The 24,395-nt window shown below is 66.7% G+C and carries 32 protein-coding genes and 1 tRNA gene; 19 read left to right on the top strand and 14 right to left on the bottom strand.

The window, feature by feature from the left end:
* Nucleotide 1 precedes the first annotated feature (1 nt).
* From A6E15_RS12255 to A6E15_RS12235, 4 genes are all read left to right on the top strand, one after another.
* Complete coding sequence (locus A6E15_RS12255; RefSeq protein ID WP_076146578.1) at nucleotides 2–445, top strand: DUF7555 family protein; 444 nt, start codon at nucleotides 2–4, stop codon at nucleotides 443–445.
* 49 nt (nucleotides 446–494) lie between these two features.
* Nucleotides 495–1,013, top strand: coding sequence for a DUF7529 family protein (locus A6E15_RS12250; protein ID WP_076146576.1), 519 nt, complete (start codon nucleotides 495–497; stop codon nucleotides 1,011–1,013).
* 416 nt (nucleotides 1,014–1,429) lie between these two features.
* Entirely contained in the window at nucleotides 1,430–2,797 is a 1,368-nt protein-coding gene (locus tag A6E15_RS12240) for an alpha/beta fold hydrolase (RefSeq protein ID WP_076146572.1), read from the top strand.
* 4 nt (nucleotides 2,798–2,801) lie between these two features.
* The gene (locus A6E15_RS12235; protein ID WP_076146570.1) at nucleotides 2,802–3,578 is read left to right on the top strand and encodes an acetoacetate decarboxylase family protein; all 777 of its coding nucleotides are present in this window, start codon (nucleotides 2,802–2,804) and stop codon (nucleotides 3,576–3,578) included.
* 423 nt (nucleotides 3,579–4,001) lie between these two features.
* Here A6E15_RS12235 and A6E15_RS12230 read toward each other — a convergent pair.
* The 3 genes from A6E15_RS12230 to A6E15_RS12220 all read right to left on the bottom strand — a co-directional run bounded on the left by A6E15_RS12230 (nucleotide 4,002) and on the right by A6E15_RS12220 (nucleotide 5,021).
* A tRNA-Met gene (locus tag A6E15_RS12230) sits at nucleotides 4,002–4,076 on the bottom strand.
* A gap of 66 nt (nucleotides 4,077–4,142) precedes the next feature.
* The gene (locus A6E15_RS12225) at nucleotides 4,143–4,589 is read right to left on the bottom strand and encodes a GtrA family protein (protein ID WP_076146568.1); all 447 of its coding nucleotides are present in this window, start codon (nucleotides 4,587–4,589) and stop codon (nucleotides 4,143–4,145) included.
* Between the two features lie 153 nt (nucleotides 4,590–4,742).
* The gene (locus A6E15_RS12220; RefSeq protein WP_076146566.1) at nucleotides 4,743–5,021 is read right to left on the bottom strand and encodes an HAH_0734 family protein; all 279 of its coding nucleotides are present in this window, start codon (nucleotides 5,019–5,021) and stop codon (nucleotides 4,743–4,745) included.
* Nucleotides 5,022–5,190: 169 nt separating this feature from the next.
* Between A6E15_RS12220 and A6E15_RS12215 the strand changes: the two genes are divergently transcribed.
* From A6E15_RS12215 to A6E15_RS12195, 5 genes are read left to right on the top strand one after another with little or no spacing between them, the layout of a single operon-like run.
* Nucleotides 5,191–5,472 (top strand): 50S ribosomal protein L44e, encoded by a 282-nt coding sequence (locus tag A6E15_RS12215; RefSeq protein WP_066300984.1) that lies wholly within the window; start codon nucleotides 5,191–5,193, stop codon nucleotides 5,470–5,472.
* 5 nt (nucleotides 5,473–5,477) lie between these two features.
* Nucleotides 5,478–5,651: a 30S ribosomal protein S27e gene (locus tag A6E15_RS12210; RefSeq protein WP_006181191.1), complete on the top strand. Its 174-nt coding sequence runs from the start codon at nucleotides 5,478–5,480 to the stop codon at nucleotides 5,649–5,651.
* On the top strand, nucleotides 5,648–6,448 hold the full coding sequence (locus A6E15_RS12205) for a translation initiation factor IF-2 subunit alpha (RefSeq protein ID WP_076146564.1): 801 nt from the start codon (nucleotides 5,648–5,650) through the stop codon (nucleotides 6,446–6,448). Before A6E15_RS12210 ends, A6E15_RS12205 begins: the two co-directional genes overlap by 4 nt.
* Nucleotides 6,445–6,624: an RNA-protein complex protein Nop10 gene (locus A6E15_RS12200; RefSeq protein WP_006649430.1), complete on the top strand. Its 180-nt coding sequence runs from the start codon at nucleotides 6,445–6,447 to the stop codon at nucleotides 6,622–6,624. The genes A6E15_RS12205 and A6E15_RS12200 overlap by 4 nt, the downstream gene beginning before the upstream one ends.
* 7 nt (nucleotides 6,625–6,631) lie before the next feature.
* Nucleotides 6,632–7,399, top strand: coding sequence for a proteasome assembly chaperone family protein (locus A6E15_RS12195; RefSeq protein WP_076146562.1), 768 nt, complete (start codon nucleotides 6,632–6,634; stop codon nucleotides 7,397–7,399).
* Between the two features lie 199 nt (nucleotides 7,400–7,598).
* On the opposite strand, the gene A6E15_RS12190 is transcribed toward A6E15_RS12195, so the two are convergent.
* A complete protein-coding gene (locus tag A6E15_RS12190; protein WP_076146560.1) occupies nucleotides 7,599–8,378 on the bottom strand; it encodes a DUF7839 domain-containing protein in 780 nt (259 codons plus the stop codon).
* A 141-nt stretch (nucleotides 8,379–8,519) separates the two neighbouring features.
* Here A6E15_RS12190 and artA point away from each other — a divergent pair, with 141 nt between their 5' ends.
* A complete protein-coding gene (gene artA / locus A6E15_RS12185) occupies nucleotides 8,520–9,548 on the top strand; it encodes an archaeosortase A (protein WP_076146558.1) in 1,029 nt (342 codons plus the stop codon).
* Complete coding sequence (locus tag A6E15_RS12180) at nucleotides 9,545–10,264, top strand: metallophosphoesterase (protein WP_076146556.1); 720 nt, start codon at nucleotides 9,545–9,547, stop codon at nucleotides 10,262–10,264. The genes artA and A6E15_RS12180 overlap by 4 nt, the downstream gene beginning before the upstream one ends.
* Here the strand turns inward: A6E15_RS12180 and A6E15_RS12175 are convergent, their stop codons facing one another.
* The 3 genes from A6E15_RS12175 to A6E15_RS12165 form a co-directional block, all read right to left on the bottom strand.
* Nucleotides 10,265–10,477 (bottom strand): hypothetical protein, encoded by a 213-nt coding sequence (locus A6E15_RS12175; protein ID WP_076146554.1) that lies wholly within the window; start codon nucleotides 10,475–10,477, stop codon nucleotides 10,265–10,267. It abuts the gene before it with no gap.
* 137 nt (nucleotides 10,478–10,614) lie between these two features.
* On the bottom strand, nucleotides 10,615–11,913 hold the full coding sequence (locus tag A6E15_RS12170) for an NAD(P)/FAD-dependent oxidoreductase (RefSeq protein ID WP_076146552.1): 1,299 nt from the start codon (nucleotides 11,911–11,913) through the stop codon (nucleotides 10,615–10,617).
* Nucleotides 11,914–12,002: 89 nt separating this feature from the next.
* Complete coding sequence (locus tag A6E15_RS12165) at nucleotides 12,003–12,140, bottom strand: transporter (protein ID WP_076146550.1); 138 nt, start codon at nucleotides 12,138–12,140, stop codon at nucleotides 12,003–12,005.
* Nucleotides 12,141–12,287: 147 nt separating this feature from the next.
* Here A6E15_RS12165 and A6E15_RS12160 point away from each other — a divergent pair, with 147 nt between their 5' ends.
* Entirely contained in the window at nucleotides 12,288–13,082 is a 795-nt protein-coding gene (locus tag A6E15_RS12160; protein ID WP_076146548.1) for an N-acyl homoserine lactonase family protein, read from the top strand.
* 74 nt (nucleotides 13,083–13,156) lie between these two features.
* Nucleotides 13,157–13,639, top strand: coding sequence for an acyl-CoA thioesterase (locus A6E15_RS12155; RefSeq protein WP_076146546.1), 483 nt, complete (start codon nucleotides 13,157–13,159; stop codon nucleotides 13,637–13,639).
* 240 nt (nucleotides 13,640–13,879) lie between these two features.
* Here A6E15_RS12155 and A6E15_RS12150 read toward each other — a convergent pair whose 3' ends face one another.
* Nucleotides 13,880–14,845, bottom strand: coding sequence for an MBL fold metallo-hydrolase (locus tag A6E15_RS12150; RefSeq protein ID WP_076146544.1), 966 nt, complete (start codon nucleotides 14,843–14,845; stop codon nucleotides 13,880–13,882).
* A 251-nt stretch (nucleotides 14,846–15,096) separates the two neighbouring features.
* On the opposite strand from A6E15_RS12150, the gene A6E15_RS12145 reads away from it, so the two are divergent.
* From A6E15_RS12145 to A6E15_RS21005, 3 genes are all read left to right on the top strand, one after another.
* Nucleotides 15,097–15,837: an SDR family oxidoreductase gene (locus tag A6E15_RS12145; protein WP_076146542.1), complete on the top strand. Its 741-nt coding sequence runs from the start codon at nucleotides 15,097–15,099 to the stop codon at nucleotides 15,835–15,837.
* An 86-nt stretch (nucleotides 15,838–15,923) separates the two neighbouring features.
* Entirely contained in the window at nucleotides 15,924–17,624 is a 1,701-nt protein-coding gene (locus A6E15_RS12140; protein WP_076146541.1) for a methylmalonyl-CoA mutase family protein, read from the top strand.
* Nucleotides 17,625–17,722: 98 nt separating this feature from the next.
* The gene (locus A6E15_RS21005; RefSeq protein ID WP_175607252.1) at nucleotides 17,723–17,860 is read left to right on the top strand and encodes a hypothetical protein; all 138 of its coding nucleotides are present in this window, start codon (nucleotides 17,723–17,725) and stop codon (nucleotides 17,858–17,860) included.
* A 7-nt stretch (nucleotides 17,861–17,867) separates the two neighbouring features.
* Here the strand turns inward: A6E15_RS21005 and A6E15_RS12135 are convergent, their stop codons facing one another.
* The 3 genes from A6E15_RS12135 to A6E15_RS21000 form a co-directional block, all read right to left on the bottom strand.
* Nucleotides 17,868–18,116 (bottom strand): DUF6684 family protein, encoded by a 249-nt coding sequence (locus A6E15_RS12135; protein ID WP_076146539.1) that lies wholly within the window; start codon nucleotides 18,114–18,116, stop codon nucleotides 17,868–17,870.
* A 25-nt stretch (nucleotides 18,117–18,141) separates the two neighbouring features.
* On the bottom strand, nucleotides 18,142–18,552 hold the full coding sequence (locus tag A6E15_RS12130) for a DUF7541 family protein (RefSeq protein WP_076146537.1): 411 nt from the start codon (nucleotides 18,550–18,552) through the stop codon (nucleotides 18,142–18,144).
* Nucleotides 18,553–18,648: 96 nt separating this feature from the next.
* Complete coding sequence (locus A6E15_RS21000) at nucleotides 18,649–18,786, bottom strand: hypothetical protein (RefSeq protein ID WP_175607251.1); 138 nt, start codon at nucleotides 18,784–18,786, stop codon at nucleotides 18,649–18,651.
* A 202-nt stretch (nucleotides 18,787–18,988) separates the two neighbouring features.
* Between A6E15_RS21000 and A6E15_RS12125 the strand changes: the two genes are divergently transcribed.
* On the top strand, nucleotides 18,989–19,543 hold the full coding sequence (locus A6E15_RS12125) for a GMP synthase subunit A (protein ID WP_076146535.1): 555 nt from the start codon (nucleotides 18,989–18,991) through the stop codon (nucleotides 19,541–19,543).
* Between the two features lie 103 nt (nucleotides 19,544–19,646).
* On the opposite strand, the gene A6E15_RS20995 is transcribed toward A6E15_RS12125, so the two are convergent.
* The 3 genes from A6E15_RS20995 to A6E15_RS21425 form a co-directional block, all read right to left on the bottom strand.
* Nucleotides 19,647–19,784: a DUF7331 family protein gene (locus A6E15_RS20995; protein WP_175607250.1), complete on the bottom strand. Its 138-nt coding sequence runs from the start codon at nucleotides 19,782–19,784 to the stop codon at nucleotides 19,647–19,649.
* 127 nt (nucleotides 19,785–19,911) lie between these two features.
* Nucleotides 19,912–20,877 carry an alpha/beta fold hydrolase gene (locus A6E15_RS12120; RefSeq protein WP_076146534.1) on the bottom strand — a complete coding sequence of 322 codons (966 nt, stop codon included), beginning with the start codon at nucleotides 20,875–20,877 and terminating at the stop codon, nucleotides 19,912–19,914.
* 2 nt (nucleotides 20,878–20,879) lie between these two features.
* Nucleotides 20,880–21,308 (bottom strand): hypothetical protein, encoded by a 429-nt coding sequence (locus A6E15_RS21425; RefSeq protein WP_076146532.1) that lies wholly within the window; start codon nucleotides 21,306–21,308, stop codon nucleotides 20,880–20,882.
* Between the two features lie 169 nt (nucleotides 21,309–21,477).
* On the opposite strand from A6E15_RS21425, the gene A6E15_RS12110 reads away from it, so the two are divergent.
* Complete coding sequence (locus tag A6E15_RS12110) at nucleotides 21,478–21,984, top strand: LUD domain-containing protein (RefSeq protein WP_076146530.1); 507 nt, start codon at nucleotides 21,478–21,480, stop codon at nucleotides 21,982–21,984.
* A 1-nt stretch (nucleotide 21,985) separates the two neighbouring features.
* Complete coding sequence (locus A6E15_RS12105; protein WP_076146529.1) at nucleotides 21,986–24,298, top strand: LUD domain-containing protein; 2,313 nt, start codon at nucleotides 21,986–21,988, stop codon at nucleotides 24,296–24,298.
* Nucleotides 24,299–24,395: the final 97 nt, after the last annotated feature.

Genomic DNA, 24,395 nt, shown 5'->3' with positions numbered 1-24,395 from the left:
GATGCCACCGACCGACGCAGTCCGTGACCGACTTCGAATGTTCGGGCGCGTCGGACTGGACGCGATTACGTACGCGATCACCGTCGCGGCACTCACTGGTATCGGTGCCCTGATTATCGGAATCGCGACCGGTGGGGGGATCGTCCGTGCGAAATCCCTGCTGTTCGTCGCCGGATGGCTCCTCCTCGCGTACGCGACGGTACGGTTGTGGCCGACGTCCCCCGACGACGTAGGACCGCCGTCGAACCGTGGCGTCACCGGATCGATACCCGCAGCCCACGATTCGACGCGGTTTCAGTCGTTCGTCCGGACGCTGCCGCCGCTGCGGTGGATCCAACTGCCGCCGTCCGAAAAGCGGCTCACGCCGCCGGGCAAACTCCTGCTCGGCAGCCTCCTGGTGCTGTTGTTGTCGTTTCTCATGGAGACCGCATTCGGGGTCGGCTGAGGTGCCACCTCCGGAAAGAGTTAACCGACTCCTTTGCTGACAGTGGTGTATGCACGACGATATCGGCGCTGCCGATCCCGGTTCGCTCCGACGTCGGGATCCGCAGGGTATCCAGACGGACGCTTGGAAGCAGACGCTCGAGGACGCGGAAGCGATCGCTCAGGAGCGTCGCGACGAGGGTTGGGAGGTCGTCACCATCGTGGCCGCACATACCGATACCGTAAGCCGCGATATGGGTGGCGACGATCGATTCGGGCTCGTCCACGTGATTCCGAACAACTACGTCGAGACCTTTACCGACGTCTTCGACAGCGACGAGTTCACCGAGTATCTGGTGTACGGGACCGAAATCGACGGGTTCATGTTCGTCGTTACGGAGCTGATCGACCCGGAGACCGAGCGATCGATTCTGATTCCCAGTCGATACGATCTCGCCCGCGCCGACGGTATGATCACGTCCGCCGAGGACGAAGATGCCCTCTACACTCACGTCAAGACGATCGACGGGACGATCCTCGGGTCGTTCGAACACGACGAGTACGAACTGTTCGTCGCCAGGAACGCGTAACCGTCGGGTCCGCCGTTCTCGTGGCACTCACCGTACGTACTCGAGGGGTGGAGCGACCGGATCGCTGCAGTCTTCGCTCCGGTCGCAGCCAGTTCGGAACTTTCGCGCTCGGGTCCGCGCGCGAGCGAATCGTTCTCAAAACGACGCGACACGGCGACTCCTTTCCCGTGTACCCTCTACTGACGGCCTGCTCGCTTCGGTTCCCCCGGCTCGGCCGCGACCGGCAGGAGGCCGTCTGAACCGGAACCGACACGATCACTGCCGAAATCCGGGCCGGTGACCGAACCCGCGTGGGTCACGAGGGCAGTTCGTTTCGTCTCTCGTCACGGATTCGCTTCTGATCCCGTGGGTGTCCGCTCGGACATAGTGGGTCAGTATCATACTACTCTATGTGGGTAGGGAACAACAGACATAGCATGGCACCGACCGAACTGGCCAGCGAGGAGTGGTGGAACGAGTACCGGGACGTCGTGAACGCGGACCCGGAGATGACCCAGCACGGTCGCGACGCCTTCGACGAGAACTTCGTCGTCGGCATCGGCGACGACCACTTTCTGCTGGAGATGCAAGACGGCGAGGTGCGAGACGTCCGGCCGCCGGGCCTGGACGACGCGTGGTCGTTCGGCGTCGTCGGGCCGCGCGAGGCGTGGGACGAGTTCGTCAGCGAGGTTCCGGCGGCCCACCACAACGAGGTGTTCGCCTCCTTCTACCGGACCGCGGTCAAGGGCGAAGAGGGATATTTCGACCTCGTCGGCAATCACAAGACGATCTTCCAGAACTTCCGGTCGGTCCAGCGCGCGCTCGAGTTGATGCGGACGACCCACAACGGCGGCGAACCACGCACCGAGGGGTCACATCGACCGCAGGAACCGACGGACGAGCCGATTACGGGTCAGTACGTCACCGTCGACCTCGACGGCGTCGACCACCGCATCTACTACGAGGCGGCCGGGCCGGAAGACGGCATTCCACTGCTCTGTCAGCATACGGCCGGCTGTAACAACCAGCAGTGGCGCCACGTGCTGACCGATTCGGAGATCACCGACCACTTCCGAGTGATCGCGTACGACTTGCCGCGCCACGGGAAGTCGGTCCCGCCGTCGAGCGAATCGTGGTGGGCCGACCAGTACGACCTCACCGCCGAGCGGTTCACCGACACCATCGTCACCATCGCCGACGCGCTGGAACTCGAGGAGCCCGTCTTCATCGGCTCGAGCATGGGCGGCACGGTCACGCTCGAACTCGCGGACTGGTACCCCGAGCGGTTCCGGGCGCTGATCGGCCTCGAGGTAGGCCTGATCACGCCCGGGTTCTACATCCAGTGGCTCGATCACCCACACGTCAACGCGAACGACGTCAACTCCCACGCGACGTGGGGGCTAATGGCTCCCCACGGCCCCGAGTGGGCGCGCCGTGAGACGCTCTACCTGTACGAACAGGGGGCCAACGGCGTCCTCAAAGGCGACCTTCACTACTACTCCATGGATCACGACTACAGCGAGTCCGCCGCCGAGATCGACGCCACGCAGGTCCGGCTGTACCTCATGAACGGCGAGTACGACTACCTGACCAACCCCGCCGACGCCCGCGAGGCCGCCGACGCCATCGGCGAGGGAGCGACCGCCCACGAGATGAAAGCGACCGGTCACTTCCCGATGAGCGAGCGCCCGGCGCTGTTCCGGGCCTACCTCAAGCCCGTTCTCGACGACATCCGCGGCGTCCGCGAGGAGCCCGTCCCCGAGGTCTTCACACCCGAGGACGCAGGCGTCGACGCCAACAGGTGAACGCATGACCGACCACGACTCCCCCTCCGGAATTCCCGAGGGAACGACCGTTTCGCCGCCACAGCTCATCAAGAACGCGCGGATGCTCATCGTCGGCTACGAGGCCGACCCCGAGGTCCTCGAGGCGGCGCTGCCGCCCGGCCTCGAGCCCCACCCGGACGGGCTCGTCCAGATGAACATGTATCGAGTGCCGTCGGCCGAACAGACCGCACACCTCGATCCGTACTCGCTGACCTATCTGACGGTGGAAGTCGCCGATCACGACAGTCACGCGGTCAGTGACGCGCAGGGCGAACTGCCGGTTCCCGGCCGGTTCTGGGTCGGGTACTGGACAGATTCGCCCCAGATGCAGGCGTATACCCGAGAGAACGCCGGTATACCGAGCCTTCCCGGCTCGTGTGCGTGGGCGGAAGACGACGGCGAACTCGTCTCGACGCTCTCGGTCGACGGCGATCCCGTCATCGAGGCCGAAGCGAGCGTCGGTGACGACCAAATCGACACGCTCACCGGCCACCTCCACTACTACGCCCACCGGCAGCTCCCGGACCCGACGGGGGGCCGCGCACAGATCGACGAACTCCTCGAGTTCCCGATTCCCTTCGTCAGCGAACTGTACGAGGCCGACGTCGACCGCATCGACTTCGATTTCCCCGCGGAGTCGGGGTTCCAGCGGTTCGCTCCCGTCGACCCCCTCTCGACGCCGTCGGTCCTCCACGGGACGGTCACGTTCACCTACCCGCAGGGTCGCCGGCTCCGCGATTACCTCGCCGAGGACTCGTAGATCCCGCCTCTCGACTGTCTCGAGCGGAGACGGGACATCGACCGCGGCCTCGAGCCGCCATCGCGGGAGCGGTTCGAACCGTGGTCGGACCGACGCTTTCGATGTCGAGCGCTCGTCCTGTGATTCCCGTCGCTCGCGGATTCGTTCACAGCAACATTTTCACGGGAGAGAATTCAACCACGCCAGCACGCTCGCTTTGCTCGAGTGCTGTCTGGTTCAAACTACCGCCGTGCTATACTCGACGCTCGCGGACTTGCTCGCGTCAGAATATAGCGGGAGGTAGATTTGAACTACGCGAAGACGTACTCGCTCACTTCGTTCGCTGCGTGCGTCTTCTCTTGTTCAAATCTACTCGTCGTATTGTCCGGGATTCAGGACTCACTCCTCGCCATGCTCGTCGTTCGTCGTTGAATCCCTGAAAAGTAGCGGGAGGTAGATTTGAACTACCGATCTGCGGGTTATGAGCCCGCCGGAATCTCCTGGCTATCCCATCCCGCTACCAGTTCATACCCGAGTGTGCTAGTTAAGGGTTGTGATTCGGTTGCCGTATGTGGGTTTCTACCGTCAGTCCTGATGGACCTGCCAGGTGTAGAGACTCTCACAGGTGTAGTTGACGAAGAAGCCGACGCCGATGCCGACCACGTTCGCCATGACGTACCAAATCGCGTAGCGACGGACTAAAAGCGTCAACACGGCGAGCGTCACGAGAAAGCCGCCAAAGCGGACGACGTTCGAGCGCAGGAACCGCCTCGCCAGCGGCCCCAGCCCGACCTCCCCGTACTCCGAGAAGGTCCATCGCTCGTTGATCGCGAAGATGACCGCGATCCCGAGTTCCCACGACAGCACCTTCGCGACGACCGGCCCGAGGAACGTGGCCTCGACCAGCAGGATCAGCACGACGTTGTCGACGGTCGCACCGACCGCCCCGACCCCGACGAACTGCCCGAACCGCGCGGTCGAGAGCAGGGCACGAGCCCGCGTTCGGACGGCCTCTGCGAGGGAATCACTCATCGTGGACTCTCGAGCGTACTCTCCAGTGGCGACGGCGACGGTTTCCCTTTTGCGATCGAGCCACAAAACTGACAGCCACCGGAGACAACTCGAGTGCACCCCGATTCCGTCGAACGGATCGACACGATCCGCGGACGCGTTCGTCCGATCCGATCAGACCGCCAGGTCGCTTTTCGCCCGGACCACCTCGACGTCGTCGGCGTCGACGTGGTCGACGTCGAGGAAATGCGGCGTGAAGTTTCGCTTCTCGTAGTCCTCGTACTCGTCCTCCTTGCCGACGGTACACCAGAGCTGGACCCGATCGGGACCGTGGTACTCGCCGTTGCGGTTGATCCCGAAACAGACCACCTCGGACTCCCCGTCGTCCCCCTCGTACCGAACGATGGCCCCGTTGCGAATGCCGGGATCGCCGTGGATGATGAGCTGTTTCATACGCGAGCGTTCACAGGAGAGACGATTAAACGCTTCGGAGCGGTGGTGTCGGCCCTGATCGAGGCCGTCCCGACGGCGACCGGCCGCGGAACCGCCGGCCGGCGACGACGGAGACGAACCAAACGGGTTTTAAACAGCGGTGTCTTAGCCCACGCCAAGTGAGATAACCATGCAGATGCCACGCCGCTTCAATACGTACTGTCCGCACTGCAACGAACACCACGAACACGAGGTCGAGAAGTCCCGAACCGGCCGTTCCTCGGGGATGAAATGGGACGCTCGCCGCACCCGGCGTAACTCCTCGTCGATCGGGAACTCCGGTCGCTTCTCGAAGGTGCCCGCCGGCGAAAAGCCCACGAAGAAAACCGACCTCAAGTACCGCTGCAGCGAGTGCGGCAAGGCCCACCTCCGCGAGGGATGGCGCGCGGGCCGACTCGAGTTCCAGGAGTGATACCAATGGCAGGAAATTTCTACAGCGTCCGATGCAGTGACTGCGAGAACGAACAGACCGTCTTCGGCAAGGCCTCCACGGAGGTCGCCTGTGCCGTCTGTGGCACGACGCTCGCCCGACCGACCGGCGGCAACGCCGAGATCGACCACGAGATCGTCGAGACAGTCGAGTCACGATGAAATACAGCGGCTGGCCCGACCCCGGCGAACTCGTCGTCGGCAAGATCGACGAGATCGAGGACTTTGGCGTCTTCGTCGATCTCGAGGAGTACGAGGAGAAACGCGGACTGATCCACATCTCCGAGGTCGCCAGCGGCTGGATCAAGAACGTCCGCGATCACGTCCGCGAGGGACAGATCGTCGTCTGTAAGGTCTTAGACGTCGACGAGGGCTCCCAGCAGATCGACCTCTCGCTGAAAGACGTCAACGATCACCAACGCTCCGATAAGATTCAGGAGTGGAAAAACGAGCAGAAGGCCGACAACTGGATGGAGCTGGCCTTCGGCGAGGAGATCGACGACGAGGTCTACACCGGGATCGCGAACGAACTGATCGCGGCCCACGGCGGCCTCTACGACGGCTTCAAACAGGCCGCCATCCACGGCGAGGAGGCCCTCGAGGACACCGACCTCGACGACGACGAGATCGAGGCGATCGTCGACACGGCTCGCGAGAACGTCTCGGTGCCGTACGTCAACGTTACCGGCTATGTCGACCTCGAGAACCCGTCGCCGTCCGGCGTCGACGGGATCCGCGAGGCGCTGGAGGCCGCCGAGGGCAACGGCGAGGTGCCCGAAGAGGTCGACCTCGAAGTGAGCTACGTCGGCGCGCCCGAGTACCGCATCGAGGTGCAAGCGCCCAACTACAAGACCGCCGAGTCCCAGCTCGAGGAGAGCGCTGACCGGGCGATCGCCGCGATCGAGGGCGAGGGCGGCGCGGGCGAGTACCACCGCGAACGACGCACCGAGGACGAATGAAATCGGACATCCGGGTGTGTTCGGCGTGGCAAGACGTCCACGATCGCCCGGTGTATACGCTTTCTGCGACCTGTCCGGAGTGCGGTGCCGACGCCGAAAACAGCGCGCCGGCACCGCTCGACCCTGCAGACCCCCATGGCGAGTACCGACGCTCTCTTAAACGTCGCAACCGCTGAGTAGGGTATGGACGAACTCGAGATCGACGCGGTCGCCGAGGTCGAACTGGACGACCCCGTTCTCGTCGAGGGGTTGCCCGGGGTCGGACACGTCGGCACGCTGGCTGTCGAACACGTACTCGAGGAACTCGAGGGCGAGAGTACGCTCGTCCGACGGATCTACTCCCGCGAGTTCCCGCCCCAGGTCAGCGTCGAGGACGGCGTCTCGGAACTGACCTGTGCCGAGATCCACGCCGTCGAGGTCCCCGACGGCCGTGATCTCCTGCTTCTAACCGGCGATCACCAGGCCCAGAGCAACGCGGGCCACTACACGCTGACCGACGCCTTCCTCGACGTCGCCGAGGCGTTCGGCGCGACCGAAGTCTACGCGTTAGGCGGCGTGCCGACCGGCGAACTCATCGAGGAGTACGCCGTCGTCGGGGCCGTCAGCGACGAGTCGTTGCTCGAGGCCCACGAGGACGCTGGCGTCGAGTTCCGCGACGACGAGCCGGCCGGGGGCATCGTCGGCGTCTCCGGACTCCTGCTCGGGCTGGGCGAACGTCGGGGCTTCGAGGCCACCTGTCTGATGGGCGAGACCAGCGGCTACCTCGTCGATCCCAAAAGCGCACGGGCGCTCCTCGAGGTCCTCGAGGACGTCCTCGGCTTCGAACTCGACTACGAGTCCCTGGACGAGCGGGCCGACGAGATGGAGGACGTTATCGGGAAGATCCAGGAAATGGAACAGCAACAGGGGATGGACGTGCCGACCGACGACGACCTGCGTTACATCGGCTAGGCGACTGCGACGCGTCCCGATCGATTTCTACGACTACTGGCGAACGGGCACCACCAGTCGGTACTGTCGATCGGCGTTCGCGAGTGCGTCGACCACGTCGGACGACTCCAGCCCGTTTGAGTATCCTCTCGCGAGACGGAACGTTACCGACCGCCGTTAGTGAGGGCGGAGACGGATCGGGAACGACTGTGGACGGCGACTATGCCTCGAGGACTTCGTAGGAGACGTCGGCGTCGCGAAGCGCGTCGGTGACTCGGCCGACCTCGTTGGTCGTGGCGACGGCGGTCACCTCGAGGCCGCGCTTGGCCCCGTCGGCGGCCACGGCACCGGCCGCGAACGTGACCGTCGGATCGGCCCCGGCCTCCCGAGAGGCGACGATCGCCTCGACCCCGGCGGCGACGACGAGGTCGGCGTCGGCACAGCGGTCGGCGACGATGTCGGACTCGATCGCGCGGCTCCCGCCGGCCCGGACGCCGGGCACCTGCAGGACGGTCACCGAACCGGGCTCTAGGTCCATGACGCCCTCGAAGCTGGTGACGCCGACGTCGGTGCCGGCCGCGGCGTCCGTGGTCGCGACGCCGGTCGCCGGCCCCTCGTCGCCGGGCGTCGCGTGGAGCAGGCCGTTCTCGACCGACAGCGAGACGGTGTCTCCCTCCTCGATGTCGTCGGTCGCGATGTAGGCGGCCTCGCTCATCGCCCCGAGGATGTCGCCGGTCACGTGGTCCGCGAACCGGCGGATGTCGTCGGCGGTCCGGAACAGCCAGTCGACGCCTTCGTTGGTGACGCGATACCGCGACCGGCCTTCCTTCTCGACGAGGCCGTCGTCGACGAGTTCGCGGATATACTCGCTGACGGCTTGACTCGTCACGCCGACTTCCCCGGCGATCTCCCCCTGACTGACCGCGGGCTGGCGTTCCGCGATCTGGACGAGGATCCGAAACCGCGTCGCGACTCGCTTGTTATCGAGGACGTCGACCATATGTCGATGCTTAGCGGGAGCGATGCAAAAAGGTACGCGGTCGCGCCGTCGGTCGGCCGCCGTGTCTCGCCCGAGTATGGTGTGATCGCGACCGCGAGGCGTCAAGTTGATAGCGGGAGAGTCCCTCGGGATTACGTGACTATGTCGGCCCTCTCAGTGACGACCGCGGCCCCCGGTGCGGTCGTCGACCCCCTGACGGGACCCGCGGCGTTACTCTCGATGAGTGTCGGGTCAGTACCCCTGTCGGACGCCCTCGCCTGGACCGCGATCGGCGCGTTCGTCGTCGCGGCGGTCCTCCAGTGGTCCGGTGCCGTCGACCCCGCTCGATACCTCGCCGCGGGTGCCTGGGTCGTCTTCGGCGTCTTCTGGCTGACGCTTGCCCCCCACTACTACCTCGAGGTCAAGAGCCCGATCGAGACGCTACTGGCGGTGGCGGCGCTGCCGCTGTGTGTCTATACCGGCTACCTGTTGGTTCGGGGTCGGGGGTCTCTACTCTTGCTCTCGAAGGCCGTCGCGTTCATGGGTCTGATCTACCTGCCCGTCGAGACGATTCCGGTCGTCAAGACGTGGCTCATCGAGACGACCGCTTCCCAGACCCACTTCGGGATGGAACTGCTCGGCCACAGCCCCGGTCTCGAGGAGGGAGCCAACGGCTATCAGAGCCGTTTCGCCTTCGATCCCGAGGAGACGGTAACCGGCCGGACGACCTACATCATCACGGCCTGTACGGGCATCGGGAGCATGGCCATCTTCGGTGGCCTCATCGCCGCCGTCAAAGCGCCGCTTCGCCGGAAGGTACCCGCCTTGGCGCTGGCGGTCGGGGTTATCTGGTTTCTCAACCTCGTCCGGAACGTCTTCATCGGGCTGGCCTCGCCGTGGGGCTGGTTCCAGCAGGATTTCTTCGTCACGATCGCGACGGAGTTCATGGGCGCACCCGCCGACCGCACCTCCTACATCGTGGCCCACAACTTCATCGCCCAGTCGCTGTCGATCGTCGCTTTGCTGGGTATCACGTACCTCGTCCTCCGCATCCTCCCCGAGGTCCTCGAGCCCCTGGAAGACGTCCTCTACATCCTGACCGGCACGGAGTACGATCTCGCGGACGCGCTCGGCCAGGAGCTGCGGGCCGACGGCGGTGAGCGCCGCTCCGACGGCGACCCGGACCGATGACCGCACCCGACGTCGAGATCGACGTTCCGTTCGCCGTCCACGATCGGGCGATCTTCCTCCCGGCGACTGCAACGCTCGTCCTCGCGGACGTCCATCTGGGAAAGGCCGCCGACTCGAGCGTCGACGCGCCGATCGACGACGGGGCCGACGTTCGCGACCGGCTCGCAACGGCACTCGAGACGACCGCGCCGGAGACGGTCGTCGTCGCGGGCGATCTCCTCCACTCGTTCTCGCGGCTGCCCCGCGGACTCGAGCGCGACCTCGGGGCGGTCGTCGAGACGGTCGCGGACGCCGGGGCGGAGCTGGTCGTCACGCCGGGCAACCACGACGCGATGCTCGGCGAGGTCTTCTCGGGGACGACGACCCCCGACTACCGGACCGCGGACGGCGAGACGGTGATCTGTCACGGCCACGAACGCCCCGAGGAAAGCGCCGAGCGGTACGTCGTCGGCCACGACCACCCCGCGCTGTCGGTCGAGGGGCGCAAGCTTCCCTGCGTCCTCTATGGACCGAACTGTTACGAGGGCGCGGACGTGATCGTCCTCCCGGCGTTTACCCGGCTCGCGGCCGGTGCGACCGTCAACGGAATGCGCGGTCGGGACTTTCAGTCGCCGCTGGTCCGGGACCCCGACGCCTTCCACCCCGCCGTCAGGGACGACGCGACGGACGAGGTGCTGTGGTTCCCGCCGCTCGGGCGGTGCCGACGACTCCTGTAGTCACCCCATTCGTTTCGAGACGGCCGCTCGAGTCGACCGGGCCGCGGGGACGACGACGGCCGCCTGAACGGTGACCACGAGGTTTCTGAAGAAGTCGCTAAACGCGATCAATAGCACGGCGGCCAGCACGATCAAGAGGAGAAAGCTAAAGAAGATGATCGCCGCCTGTCGTCCGGTGAGTTCGGCTCCCTCGAGGAGTTCGTCGATGGCCATGGATGCCTGTCGACGGAGACGACGCCGAGCGCCGTAGTCGTTGGGCCGTCGAGTGACTGTCCCCCGAGAGGACAGGCCGGACGGTCGGCGGGCGCTCGGCCGCGGTAGCTTCGCCGGCGCTCGAGTCGACCGACGGATCAACCCGACAGATCGTCGATGACTGCTTTGGCCGCCCGTCGACCACTCTCCATCGCGCCCTGAATCGAGGACCACTGCGTGTAGTCGCCGGCCAGATAGACCGGTCCCGCGGGGTCGCGAGCGTCGGGGAGTCGGTCGTGGATTCCCGGCGGCTGATCGAACTGCGCGAACGGGATCCGCTCGGTGTGCAGCGTCTCGAGATCGTCGAACCCGCGTGCGGGAGACCACGACTCGAGAGAGCGCCGGGTCCGTTCGGCCAGTTCGTCGTCGCTCGCCGTCTGCTCTCCGAGGTAGGTCGCGCTGATCAGCGTCGCGTCGTCGGGCGCGTACTCGGGGGCGACCGCGCTGTGAGGGACCACGTGGTTCGGCCCCCGACCGGTCGCGTTCAACAGGAGTCGCCGGTCGGTCCCCAGGTCGGTCCCCGCCGGCAGCGCGTAGTACTGGGTGACACAGCCCCGCGCCTCGACAGGGATCGACTCGACCCCCGTCAGTTCCCGCGCCGTCGGCGGATCGGTCGCGACGACGACCGCGTCGGCCTCGAGTGGTTCCGCGTCGGTTTCGACCGCGACGGAACTCGCGGGATCGCCAGCGTCTCCGCCGCCGGCCGCGACCGACTCGACCGTGACGTCCGTTCGGATCGTTCCGCCGGCCTCGCGGACCCGGGCGGCCAGTTGCGAGGGGATCGCTTCCATGCCGGCGGCCGGGACCACCGTCTCGCCCGCCGCGAGGGTCCGGAACGTGTACTCGAAGACGCGCCGCGAGGTCGAAAGCGAGCGGTCGAGCGTGATTCCGCCGTAGAACGGCGCGACGAAGCCCTCGATGAACCGCTCGGAGAACCCCCGACTACGGAGGAAGTCGTCGATCCGCTCGTCGTCTCGGTCGAAGATGTCGTCCGGATCGGTCCGCCGGAGCCGAAGCCAGAGTCGGGCCACCCGGAGCGCGTCGCCGACCGAGACGTACGGATTCGACAGCGTCGCCGGAATCGTCTTCGGTTCCCGGAGCGGGTCCGCGAGCGTCGACAGCCCGTCGGGGCCGGCGATCGTCGCTCCCGGCGCGAACCGACGGAGCGCCAGTTCCCCGCAATCGAGTTCGCGTCGGACGGCGGGATAGGCGGTAAAGCAGACCTGAAAGCCCCGGTCGAACCGAAAGCCGTCCCGCTCGAGGGTTCGGACGCGACCCCCGGTCGTCTCGCGGCGTTCGAACAGCGTCACGTCCGCGCCGGCGGCGGCGAGATGACGGGCGGCGACGAGCCCGGCCAGCCCACCGCCGGCGACGGCTACCTGCGGAGTCGAGCGCATGGCCGATACTCGATCGCCGATCAATAAAATAATCGACCCAACAGTGCAGGCGATCGGGCCGCCGGCGAGCGTCCAGCGCGCACCGCTTGTCACTTGTCCGTCAGCAATCGAAGCGCGAGCCCGATGGCGATGACGGCGACCCCGCCGAAGGCGCTGGCGATCGGCGGAATCGGGAAGACGAGCAGCACCGCGCCGGCGAGGACGACGAGCGTCGAGAGCTTGACCATGTGTCGGATACGGCGCCCCGACGGATAGGCAATCGGCACGCATTCACAGCGGGGCGCGAGCGGCCCTCGAGTCGGGTTCCGACCCCGGACGACGGTGTTCGTCACCGCTTCCCACACGAATATGAGTCGGGCGGTCGTGTCGTCGCCATGGTCGACGCGACGCTGACGCCGATCGATCGCGGGACAGTCACCAGCGATGTCAACAACGCTGTGGAGGGTTACGTCCGGGGGACCGCGAACGACCCCGATCCCGAGACGATGATGGGCGAGGGCCCGGTCTACAACGTCATTATCGAGCATCCCGAGGGGACGATCCTCTGGGACACCGGCTCCCATCCCGCGGCCGCCGACGGCCACTGGCCCGACGACCTCTATGCGACCTTCGAACACACCGGGCTGCGGCCGCTCGAGGACGACCTCGCCGACGCCGGCTACGCGGTCGACGACGTCGATTACGTGATCCAGACCCACCTCCATCTGGACCACGCCGGCGGCCTCTACGCCTTCGAGGGGACCGACACCCCGATCGTCGCTCACGAGGACGAACTGAAACACGCTTACTACAGCGTCACGACCGACGAGGGCGACGACGCCTACGTCCGCGGCGACTTCGATCGGGACCTCGCGTGGGAGATCGTCCACCGCGACCGGCGGCAGCTCTTCGACGGCCTCGAATTGCTCCACCTGCCGGGCCACACGCCCGGCCTCCTCGGAGTCAAACTCGACCTCGACGACACTGGCACGGTGATCCTCGCCGGCGATCAGGCCTACACGCGGGCCAACTACGAGTACGGACTCCCCATGGGCGGCTACCTCCTCTGGAGCAAGCGCGACTGGCTCGAGAGCCTGCGGACGCTCGAGGACCTCGAACGACGCCACGACGCGCGGATCGTCTGTGGCCACGCGGCCGAGGACCTCGAGGCGATGCGGGAGGGACTGTAACGGGCTCGCGATCCCCGCCTGTGGCACTTTGCCGTGGCCGGTACGGTTTTGCCCGTCGCGGCGGCGTTGCCGGTATGGGAGCAAACGACACGGAGACCGAAGAGCGAGCGGCGGACGGCCCCGCGTTCCAGTCGGTCTTCGAGAACCGCGTTCGGTTCGCCGAGACCGACCAGCAGGGAATCGTCTTCTACGGGGAGTACTTCACGTTTCAGGACGAGGCCGTCTCCGCGTTCTTCCGCGCGATCGACTACGGCTACGAGCAAATGCGTGCGGACGGCTGGCAGATCCACGTCGTCAACACCGAGTTGAACTACCGAGCCGGCGCGGAGTTCGAGGACGTCATCGTCAACGAACTCCGGGTCGCCGACATCGGGACCTCGAGTCTCGAGTACGAGTACCGGGCGAAACGGGAACGCGACGACGCGGTCCTGGTCGACGGCACCGTCACGCAGGTCGCCGTCGACACCGAGACCGAGGAGCCGACCCGGATCCCCGACGACTTTCGCGACGCCGTCGCGGCACTTCAGGGTGGCCTCGAGACCGACGGGCAGCGCTAGCGCTTTCCGTCGAGCCGGCTGAAAAATTCGAACCGAACCGCTCGGTCAGTGGATGCCGACGGACGCCTCGCGGACGTATCGTAGCCGCTGAACGTCATTGCACACCTGATCGCACGACAGCGTTGCGATCGGTGTGTGAATCGTTTCACCGGCTACTATACTCGTCGTTCAGGCCGGAGAGTTCGATCTCGCCGGATTCCAGGAGGTTGCGGTTACGTGAAACCGACCGAAGAGTTCGGATCAGACGATCGGTTCGGTGGCGTCCGGCTCCCGCTCGAGCCGGTACTTCCCGTCCTCGAACGCGACGATCCCCTCGTGGCGGAGGTGATCGAGGTGGGCGTAGGCCTCGCCGGGGCCGTGGAGGATGTGGATCCCCTCGAGGTCGCCGAACAGGTGAGAACTGACCGTCCAGGCGTCGGCCGGGCCGTGGTCGGCCAGGAACTCGACGATCGTCGCCGCCCGCTCGCGGTGGTGCTCGAGGATGGTCTCGGCGCGGGCGGTCGGGTCGTCGATGGGGTCGCGGTGGCCGGGCCAGGCCCGGTCGTAGTCGCGGTCGACGAGTCGTTCCAGCGTCCCGACGTACTTCTCGAGGGGGCGGTCGACCCGGACGTCCGCACCGCCGACGTTGGGTGTGTACACCGGCAGCAGGGCGTCGCCGACGAAGGCCTCGTCGCCGTCGTCGATCTCGAAACAGCACAGCCCCGCCGCGTGGCCCGGCGCGTGGACCGTCTCGAGGCGGTGGCCGCCGACCGCGAGGATGTCGCCGTCCTCGACGGGCGTCGTCTCGGCCGGCGGGCCCTCGATCTCGGCCGACTCGAAGAACGCGAGCAGTGCCCGCCGGGCGTCCTCGGGGACGCCCCACTCCGCGAGCAGTTCGCGGCGACGATCCTCGACGGCCGCGACGGCGTCTTCTTCACCGGCGACGAGTGGGGCGTCAGCCTCGTGGACGTAGACCGTGGCCCCGCTCTCGGCCTGAATCTCGCCGGCCAGGCCGGCGTGGTCGGCGTGGAAGTGCGTGAGGACGATGGCGTCGATGTCGGCGGTCTCGTAGCCGCGGTTGGCCAGCCCGTCGCGGAGGTCCGTCCGGACCGGATCGACCGCGATCCCGGTGTCGACGAGCGCGAGTTCGCCCGCGGCGTCGTCGGCGAGAACGTAGGCGTTGTTCCGACCCTCGAACTCGTCGTTGCCGAGCGAAATTCGATCCATGTCGGCTACCCACATGTTCCCAGTTAATAATTGACGCGATAGCGGACCGGGGGACCGCGACGGCGGTTCGACCGGCCGACCGACTCGATCCGACCGACGATCCCGACTGCGAGGTTCGCGACCTGTTCTCGCTGCCGAACGAGGCGACCGGCTGCGGTCGCGGCGTCTCCCGGCGTCTCGCACTCGGCGGAGACAGTCACGCCCGCCGACCGCTGCTGAGCGTTTTCCGTGTCGGTCCAGTAACTGACTCGATGACCGACTCACAGCCACTCGACCGCGTCCTCGTCGCCGGTGCCAGCGGGGCCACCGGCGAGGAACTGCTGTCCGTCCTCCGCCCGACCGATCTCACCGTCCGTGCGACCACGCGCTCCTACGGAAACGTCGACGCGCTCGGGCGCCACGGGGCCGACGAGGTGGTCGTCGCCGACTTTTTCGACTCGGGCGACGCCGTCGCGGCCGTCGAGGACTGTGACCTCGTCTGCTGTGCGCTCGGAACGCCGCCGAGCCTGCGCCACACGATCGGCACCAAACTGGTCGATCGGACCGGCGTCATCAACCTCGTCACCGCCGCCGTCGCCGCGGAGGTTTCGTACTTCGTCTTCGAGAGCGCGATCGGGGTCGGCGACTCGAAGGCGGGGTTGTCGCTCCCGGCCCGGCTCTTGCTCCGAGGGTCACTCCGGGCCAAACGGGACGCCGAGACCGCGTTGCGCCGATCGGGGCTTGGGTACACGATCGTGCGTCCGGGACGGCTCACGGACGACCCGCCGAGCGGCGACGTCATCGTCGGGCAGGGCGGGGACTCCGTCGCCGGTTCGATCCCCCGGGCGGACGTCGCACGGGTCATGGCGGCCGCACCGTTTACCCCCGACGCCCGGAACCGGACGTTCGAGATCGTCAGCCGCGACGGGCTCTCGGGAACGCCCCGTCACCGCGTCGACGTCGACTGGGCCGACGATATTCTCACTGCTCGACGCGATCATCGACACGCCTAATTTCGCCTCCGTGCCCGAACGGCGGCGTTCTCAGCGCGGTCCGTCGCCCCGAACCTTCATTGACGGTGGCGGCAAATATTACGAGCATGTACGACGACGAGGACCTCGAGGCGATCCGCGAGGCGGCCGACGAGTGGGAGCGGGAGACGCTCGCGCCCACCCTCGAGCGCCGCGGTGAGCGAAAGGAGCGGTTCGCGACGGTGTCGAATCACGAGGTCGATCGACTCTACACGCCCGACGACGTCTCGGATCTCGACTACCGCGAGGACCTGGGATTCCCGGGCGAGGAACCGTACACCCGCGGGCCGTATCCGACGATGTATCGCGGACGGACCTGGACGATGCGGCAGTTCGCCGGCTTCGGAACCGCCGAGGAGACCAACGAGCGGTTTCACTACCTGATCGACGAGGGCCAGACCGGCCTCTCGGTGGCGTTCGACATGCCCTCGCTGATGGGGCTGGACTCGGACGACCCCATGAGCGAGGGCGAGATCGGCAAGGAAGGCGTCGCCGTCGACACGCTGCGGGACATGGAGATCCTCTTCGAGGGGATCGATCTCGCGGCAATCTCGACTTCGTTCACGATCAACCCCTCCGCGCCGGTGATCTACGCGATGTACGTCGCGCTGGCCGACCGGCGCGGCGTCGACCGCCAGCAGCTGCGGGGCACCCTCCAGAACGACATGTTCAAGGAGTTCATCGCCCAGAAGGAGTGGGTGATCCCGCCCGAGCCGTCGCTCGATCTCGTCACCGACGTCGTCGAGTTCAGCACGGCCGAGACGCCGAAGTTCCACCCGATCTCGGTCTCGGGCTATCACATCCGCGAGGCGGGCTCGACGGCGGCCCAGGAGTTGGCCTTCACCCTCGCGGACGGCTTCGGCTACGTCGAGGACGCCGTCGAACGCGGCCTCGATGTCGACGAGTTCGCTCCACGACTGTCCTTTTTCTTCAACTGTCACAACTCCTTCTTCGAGGAGATTGCGAAGTTCCGGGCGGCGCGACGGATCTACGCCCGGGTGATGGACGACTGGTACGACGCCGCGGCCGACGAATCCAAGCGGCTGAAATTCCACACGCAGACGGCGGGCCAGTCGCTGACCGCCCAGCAGCCGCTGAACAACGTCGCCCGGGTGACGATTCAGGCGCTGGCCGGCGTCCTCGGGGGCACCCAGTCGCTGCATACCAACAGCTTCGACGAGGCGCTGGCCCTGCCCGGCGAGAAGGCCGTCCGGGTCGCCCTGCGAACCCAGCAGATCATCGCCGAGGAGTCCGGCGCGGCCGACATCGTCGACCCCATGGGCGGCTCCTTCGCCGTCGAGGCGCTCACCGACGAGATCGAGGCGACGGCGATGGCCTACATCGAGGAGATCCGCGAGATGGGCAACGGGTCGGTCCGGGACGGGATCCTCAACGGCATCGGGGACGGCTACTTCCTCCGGGAGATTCAGGAGGCCTCCTACGAGTACCAGGAACGCGTCGAGCGCGGCGGGGAGATCGTCGTCGGCGTCAACGAGTACACACTGGAGGAAGACACTAGCCCCGACATCCTACAGATCGACGAGGCGACCGCCGAGCGCCAACTCGAGCGCCTCGAGTCGGTCAAGGCAGACCGGGACGACGCGGCCGTCGAGGACGCGCTCGAGGCGCTCGACGAGGCCTGCGAGCGCGGCGAGAACACGATGCCGTACATCGTCGACGCGGTGAAGGCCTACGCGACGATGGGCGAGATCATGGCCGTCTTCGAGGAGCGGTACGGGGCCTACAGCGAGGAGATCGGGCTGGCCTGAGGGGCGCGAAATCGGGACCGACCACGACCGTGACGGTGGAGGCGATTACACCGGCCCGGGAAACGCTCTTTTGGGGCCGCGGTGTAGCCGCCGTGAGGATGGCTTCGGACGAGATCGACGACGGGACCGCTCGGGGCGCTCGAGGCCGACTCGCGGAGAAGGAACTGTTCTTACTCCTCTTGGTCGGCATCGCCGTCCTGATGGCGATCACCGGGTTCGTGTTGGTGATCAACTGACCGCCGGTCAGGAGTCGCCCGCGTCGTGGCGGGTCCGGTCGTCGGTTTCGATCGCCCGCGCGGCCAGATAGGTCGCGACCGCGAGCGCGCCCATCGTCGCGAACAGGATCGAAAACTGGAGCGCCGACTGGAGCGGGTCGACCCCCCACGGGTTGAACACGGCGAAGACGCCGACGAAAAACGCCATGATCAGGAACGGCAGCAGGTTCACCGCGAGATCGAGCGTGACTTCGGCGTCGAAGGCGCGTCTGCTCATTGTGTGTTCTCGAGTGAGTCAGTGTCTATCGGTCGGGACGCTCGTCCGCCGGTCGCCGCGTCCACAGCAGGCCAGCGCCGACGAGCGTCGCGATCCCGGCGACGAGCAGCGCAACGCCCCTGCTCGCGAGCCCCGTAAGGGGCTCGAGGAGGGCGATCGATACCGTTCCGGTCCCGTGGGCGGCCAGTATCGCGCCGACGGCCACGAACGCCGCGCCCGTTTTTGCCGCGAACGGAAGCGGCCGATCGACGTAGCCGGCGTCAACCAGGATTCCGGCGAGGCTGGCGGCAAAGACCACGAGGCCGGCGACGGCGACGGGACCGAGGCCGACGACGATGCCGACCTCGGAGCCGGCGAGGCCGAGGGCCACGAAGAGCGGCCACGGCTTCGTCCCGTCGCCCCGCTCGGGCTCGAGTCGCTGCGTGTGGTCGCTCACAGGCGACCGTCCACGTCGAGGGAGTAGTATCTGGCCCTACTCCTCGGCGGTCGTGACGGTCGCGAGAACCGATCGAACGGGACTTGGGGCCGTCGCCTACAGCGCCGAGAAGACGAGCCACGGTACGATGAACATGGCCAGCGTCAGTACGACGAGGATCAGCGCGTACCCGAGGCCGGTCCCCGCCACGGTGAGCCACGACGGATGATCGAATTGGCCGAGATCGACTGCCATACCGTTGGTATCCGGCGACGAACGCATAAACGTACCGGAACGCGCGACTCGCGGCGGCGCGTTTCCGCCGTGTGGAGTGGGCGGCCGACATCTCGATACCGTTCGCGGTACTCCCGCAGAGCGAGGCGGGTCCTGCAGACGAGAGGACTCGCGAGAGCGCGTTCCGGACCGCTTTTATCGGGTCGTCCGCTACGGACACCCAATGACGAAGATCGTCGTGGTGGACAACCACGGACAGTTCACCCACCTCGAGGGCCGGGCGCTTCGCGACCTCGGCGTCGACACGGAGATCGTAGACAACGACACGCCTCCCGAGGAGGTCGACGCCGACGGCGTCGTCCTCTCGGGCGGCCCCGATATGGACCGGATCGGGAAGTCCGCCGCGTATCTCGAGGCGGACGTGCCGGTACTCGGTATCTGTCTGGGGATGCAACTGATCGCCGCGGAACTGGGCGGCAGCGTCGGCAGCGGCGAGTACGGCGGCTACGCGGACGTGACGGTCGACATCGTCGACGACGACGACCCGCTGACCGGCTCCTTGCACCCCGAGACCCGCGTCTGGGCGAGCCACGCCGACGAGGTCACCGAACTGCCCGCGGGGTTCGAGCTGACCGCGCGAAGCGACGTCTGTGACGTCGAGGCGATGAGCGACACCGACCGCGACCTCTACGGCGTCCAGTGGCATCCCGAGGTCGCCCACACCGAGGAGGGCGAGGAGATCTTCGAGAACTTCCTGGCGATCTGCGAGTCGCGGTAGGCGTCGTCGACCCCGATCACCTCGTCTCGAGGCCGCGACCGGTTGGACCCGCTCCCTCGAGGGACCGTTCAAAAACCGCGTTCCGGCCGCTCGGACTCCCTTTTCAGGTCTGCCAGGCGATCGAGAGCGTCGTGTCGGATTCGAGCCAGGCCGCATCGTTTTCCGTATCGAAGATGCGAACGGTGCCATCGTCGGTTTCCTGTTCGGCGACTCCGTTGGAACCGCGCGTCTTGTCCGGCATAGCGGGTGTTACGTGAGAACTAGACACGGACAATAAAGCTCTTGCGTCTCACGCACCCGTCGATCGGTCCGCTCGAAAAGCCGAGACGGAGCCGCAACGCGATTCGATTGCCCGGAGAAGTGAGCCGCTAGTCGGTCTCCGTCTCCCGGGCCGGCCCCTTCTGGTGGAGTTCGATCCCGACGTCGTCGGGTTCGAGGACGTCCGGAAGCTCGTCGTCTCGGTCACCGGTGACGTCGGCGAGGACCTCGCGAACGTAGGCGTTGAACAGCTCCGGGTGTTCGCTCATCGGGAAGTGACCGATCTCGGCGAACTCGATCGCGGTCGCGCCCTCGCCGATCCCTTCGGCGGTCTGGCGGCCGTCCTCCGGCGTGGTCAGATAGTCGTACTCCCCGTTGGCGATGTAGAGGGGGCACTCGTCGGCGTTGACCTCTTCGAGCTTGTCGCGGTAGTCATGGTCGACGGAGTAGTAGTAGAGGTCGCCCTTGAACACGCCCGTCGCACCCTGCTCGTAGAGGTACATCGTCTCGCGTTTCGTTTGCTCGGGGCTCTGGGGAGCCATCAGCCCCCAGCAGGCGTAGGCGTTGACCTCCGTCGTGTTTACCTCGGGGTGATCGAGCCAATCGATGTAAAAGCCCGGGCTGTGGGCACCGCACTCGAGGCCGATCAGCGCCCGGAACCGCTCGGGATACCAGTCGGCCAACTCGAGCGCGATGTTGCCGCCCATGCTCGAGCCCATGTAGATCGGATCCTCGAGGTCGAGCGCGTCGGCAAGGTTGACGAGCGTCTCGGTGAACTTCTCGGCCGTCATCGTGTAGTCCTCGGTCCACCAGTCCTGGGTGGTCGGCGGAACCGATTTCCCGTGGTAGGGCAAGTCGTGGGCGATGACGCGGAACTCCTCGGTTATCTCGTCGTCGGTCAGGAGGTGGCGCCACTCCTGACAGTTATTGCCGGCGGTGTGCTGACAGAGCAGCGGAATCCCGTCTTCGGGGCCGTTCTCCTCGAAATAGATCCGGTGGTCGACGCCCTCCACTTCCACGTGGACGTACGAGCCGCTGATCGGTTCGACGTCGCCCGGCTGGTAGCTTCCCGCCATACTCAGCTCCCCCCGTCGTTGTGTGCGACTCGCATCAGATCGAGCGTCCGCTGGAACGCGCGGAGGTGCTGGAAGATCCTCTTGTTGTCGCCGGTCAACTGCAGGTGGCCATCTTCGTTACGGACCGCACTCCGGTAATGCGAGGCGATGATCTCGTGGTTGAACGCGGGCGGCGTCTCTTGAATGAACTCTTCCCACGCCTCTCGGTCGCCTTCGACGCCGAACGACCATTGATGGTTCATCGTCGGGTTCGGAACGAGGTTCTCGATCTCGCCACCGCTCATCTCGAGGAGCACGCGCTCGTCGCCGATCTCCACGTAGAAGTTCTCGGAAAACTCGTCGTGTCCCCTGACGTCCAGTTCCGGATCGCCGTTTACCGTCTCCTTGTACGACTCCCACCACTCGTGGGTGCCGAGTTGTGTATCACTCATGGGAACTACACCACACCTTTTCCGAACGGGTGGAAGTAGCTCACACAATGGAACTCGATAGATCGCGAGTAAATCCAACGGTACTGCGCTTGAACCGACGGCCCCGACAAATCGGACGACACCGGTCCGACCGTCACGCTCTTGCCGGTCCGCCCGGATGTGGGAACCAATGACAGTCGACACTGTCGGTCGGTTCGAACGCGCACTCGAGGGACTCGAGGTGGGACTCGAGCGCGTGTCGGCCGCCGACGCGGGCGAGCGGATCGAACGGACGATCGACGAACCGGCAGTCGGCGCGCCGCTGCCGTTCGAGGGCGTTTCGCTCCCCGAGGGCGTGACCACCGAGCCGACCGCGGGGGAACTCGAGGCGGCCCGGACCGGCGTCACGCCGGTCGGGTTCGCCGTCGCGGAGTACGGCACCGTCGCGATCGAGTCGACGCCAGACGGGGCGGAGCCGATCAGCCTCTATCCGGACCGCCACGTCGCGGTCGTCGCCGAGAGCGACGTCGTCCCGGATCTGAGCGCCGGCTTCGAGCGCCTCGCCGAGGGCTTCGACGCGGGCCGGGACAGCGTCGTCTTCGCGACCGGCCGAAGCGCGACCGCCGACATGGGTAACCTCGTCCACGGGGTCCACGGCCCCGGCGACGTCGACGTGATCGTACTGGAGGATCGATAACATGGCCCAACGATCGCGCGCGCAAACGGCCGATCACATCCGTCACCTGCTCGAGACGGAGGGCGAGGCCATCCACGAACACGCCAGCGCCTCGAACGAGCGCCGCGGCGCGACCTACGCGGCGACCGACGACATCGAGGCGCTGCGAACGGAGGCCAGAGCGATCAAAGAGGACGCCATCGACCGGCTGCCGGACCTGATCGAGACGGTCCGCGAGGCCGTCGAGGCGAACGGCGGCACGGTCTACGTCGCCGACGACGCCGCGGACGCGAACGCCTACGTGGCCGACGTGGTCGAGACCCGGACCGAGGAAAACGGGGTGGCCGGGGAGACCGACACGCCGTCGGTCGTCAAATCGAAGTCCATGACGACCGAGGAGATCGACCTCAACGACGCGCTCGCGGCCGAGGGGATCGACATCACGGAGACCGACCTCGGCGAGTGGGTGCTGCAGGTGGCCGACGACACGCCCTCGCACATCGTCGGCCCGGCGATGCACATCTCCCGCGCGGAGATCGCCGACCTGTTCAACGAGCGGTTCGACCCCGACGAGCCGTTCGAGACCGCCGAGGAACTCACGCAGTTCGCCCGGGACCACCTCGGCGAGCGCATCACAGAGGCCGATGTCGGGATCACCGGCGCGAACTTCGTCGTCGCCGACAGCGGGACGATCGCGCTCGTGACCAACGAGGGCAACGCCCGCAAGTGCGCGGTCACGCCCGACACCCACGTCGCGGTCGCCGGCGTCGAGAAACTGATTCCGACGCTGTCGGACCTCGAGCCGTTCGTCGACATCATCGCCAAGAGCGCGACCGGCCAGCCGATCTCCCAGTACGTGACGATGCTGTCGCCGCCGACGGACTCGCCGACGCTCGATTTCGACTCGCCCGAGGAACCGATCACGGGCGGCGACGGCGCGGAAACGACCGACGGGACCGGCGATCCGGACCGGGACTTCCACCTCGTCTTGCTGGACAACGGCCGGATGGACATGCGCGAGGACGATCAGCTCCGGGAGACGCTGTACTGCATCCGCTGTGGCGCGTGTTCGAACTCGTGTGCCAACTTCCAGTCCGTCGGGGGCCACGGCTTCGGCGGCGAGACCTACTCGGGCGGGATCGCAACCGGCTGGGAGGCCGGCGTCCACGGTCAGGACTCGGCGGCCGAGTTCAACGACCTCTGTACCGGCTGTACGAACTGCGTCGACGCCTGCCCGGTGAAGATCGACATCCCGTGGATCAACACCGTCGTCCGGGACCGCGTGAACCGCAGCAGCGAGCCCGAGTCTTACGACTTCCTCGTCGACGGCCTCACGCCCGACGCGGAGGAAGGCGGACTCGACCCCGGCAAGCGCTTCTTCGGCAACATCGGCACCGTCGCGAAAGCCGCCAGCGCGACCGCCCCCGTCTCGAACTGGCTCGCCGACGCCGGCCCCGTCCGCTCGGCGCTCGAGCGCACCCTCGGGATCGACCGCCGGCGCGACCTCCCGACGTTCCAGCGGGAGTCGCTCGTCGACTGGTTCGAGAAGCGAGGTGGCGTCGCCGCCTCGAGCCGGCGAACGGATCAGGCCGCGGCTCGGGGCAGCGGGGCCGACCTCGACCGCGAGGTCGTCTGCTACCCCGACGTCTACACGAACTACGTCGACGTCGACCGCGGGAAGGCGGCCGTCCGGACCCTCGAGGCGCTCGGCGTGCCGGTCCGCGTGCCGGACTTACCCGAGAGCGGGCGGGCCGCGCTCTCCCAGGGGATGATCGCGACGGCCGACGAGCAGGCCAGCGAACTCTACGCCGCCGTCGCCGAAGACCTCGATGCCGGCCGGGACGTGGTCGTGATCGAACCCTCCGATCTGGCGGCCATGCACCGCGAGTACGAACGCCTGCTGCCCGAAGCCTCGTTCGAGCGACTCCGCGAGAACAGCTACGAGATCTGCGAGTACGTCTACGGCCTGCTCGAGAACGGGGCCGACCCGTCGGCGCTGTCGACCGGCGACGGGGCGGAGCCGATCGCGTACCACTCCCACTGCCAGCAGCGGACCCTCGACCTCGAGGCCCCCACCGTGGCCGTCCTCGAGCAGTGCGGGTACGCGCCCGCGACCTCCGACGCCGAGTGCTGTGGCATGGCCGGCTCGTTCGGCTACAAGCGGGAGTACTACGAACTCAGTACGGACGTCGGCGAGCGACTGCAGACGCAGGTCGAGGACGCCGACACGGTCGTCGCGTCGGGGACCTCCTGTGGCGACCAGCTCGAGACGCTGCTCGAGCGGGACGTGCCACATCCCATCGAGTTGCTCGCGCCCGGCGGACGGCGACCGTAGCGGACGCTCGGGCCCGTCGACGACCGGGGCCCGGACGCGGCGACCGTCGGGTACCTCGAGTATCGACCGTCAAACCGGACGGTACGGTCGGAGAACG

It is taken from the genome of Natrinema saccharevitans (genome assembly GCF_001953745.1).
GTDB classification, from domain to species: Archaea; Halobacteriota; Halobacteria; order Halobacteriales; family Natrialbaceae; genus Natrinema; species Natrinema saccharevitans.
The sequence above is the reverse complement of the archived record's forward strand: the minus strand, read 5'-3'. Positions and strand labels throughout refer to the sequence as shown.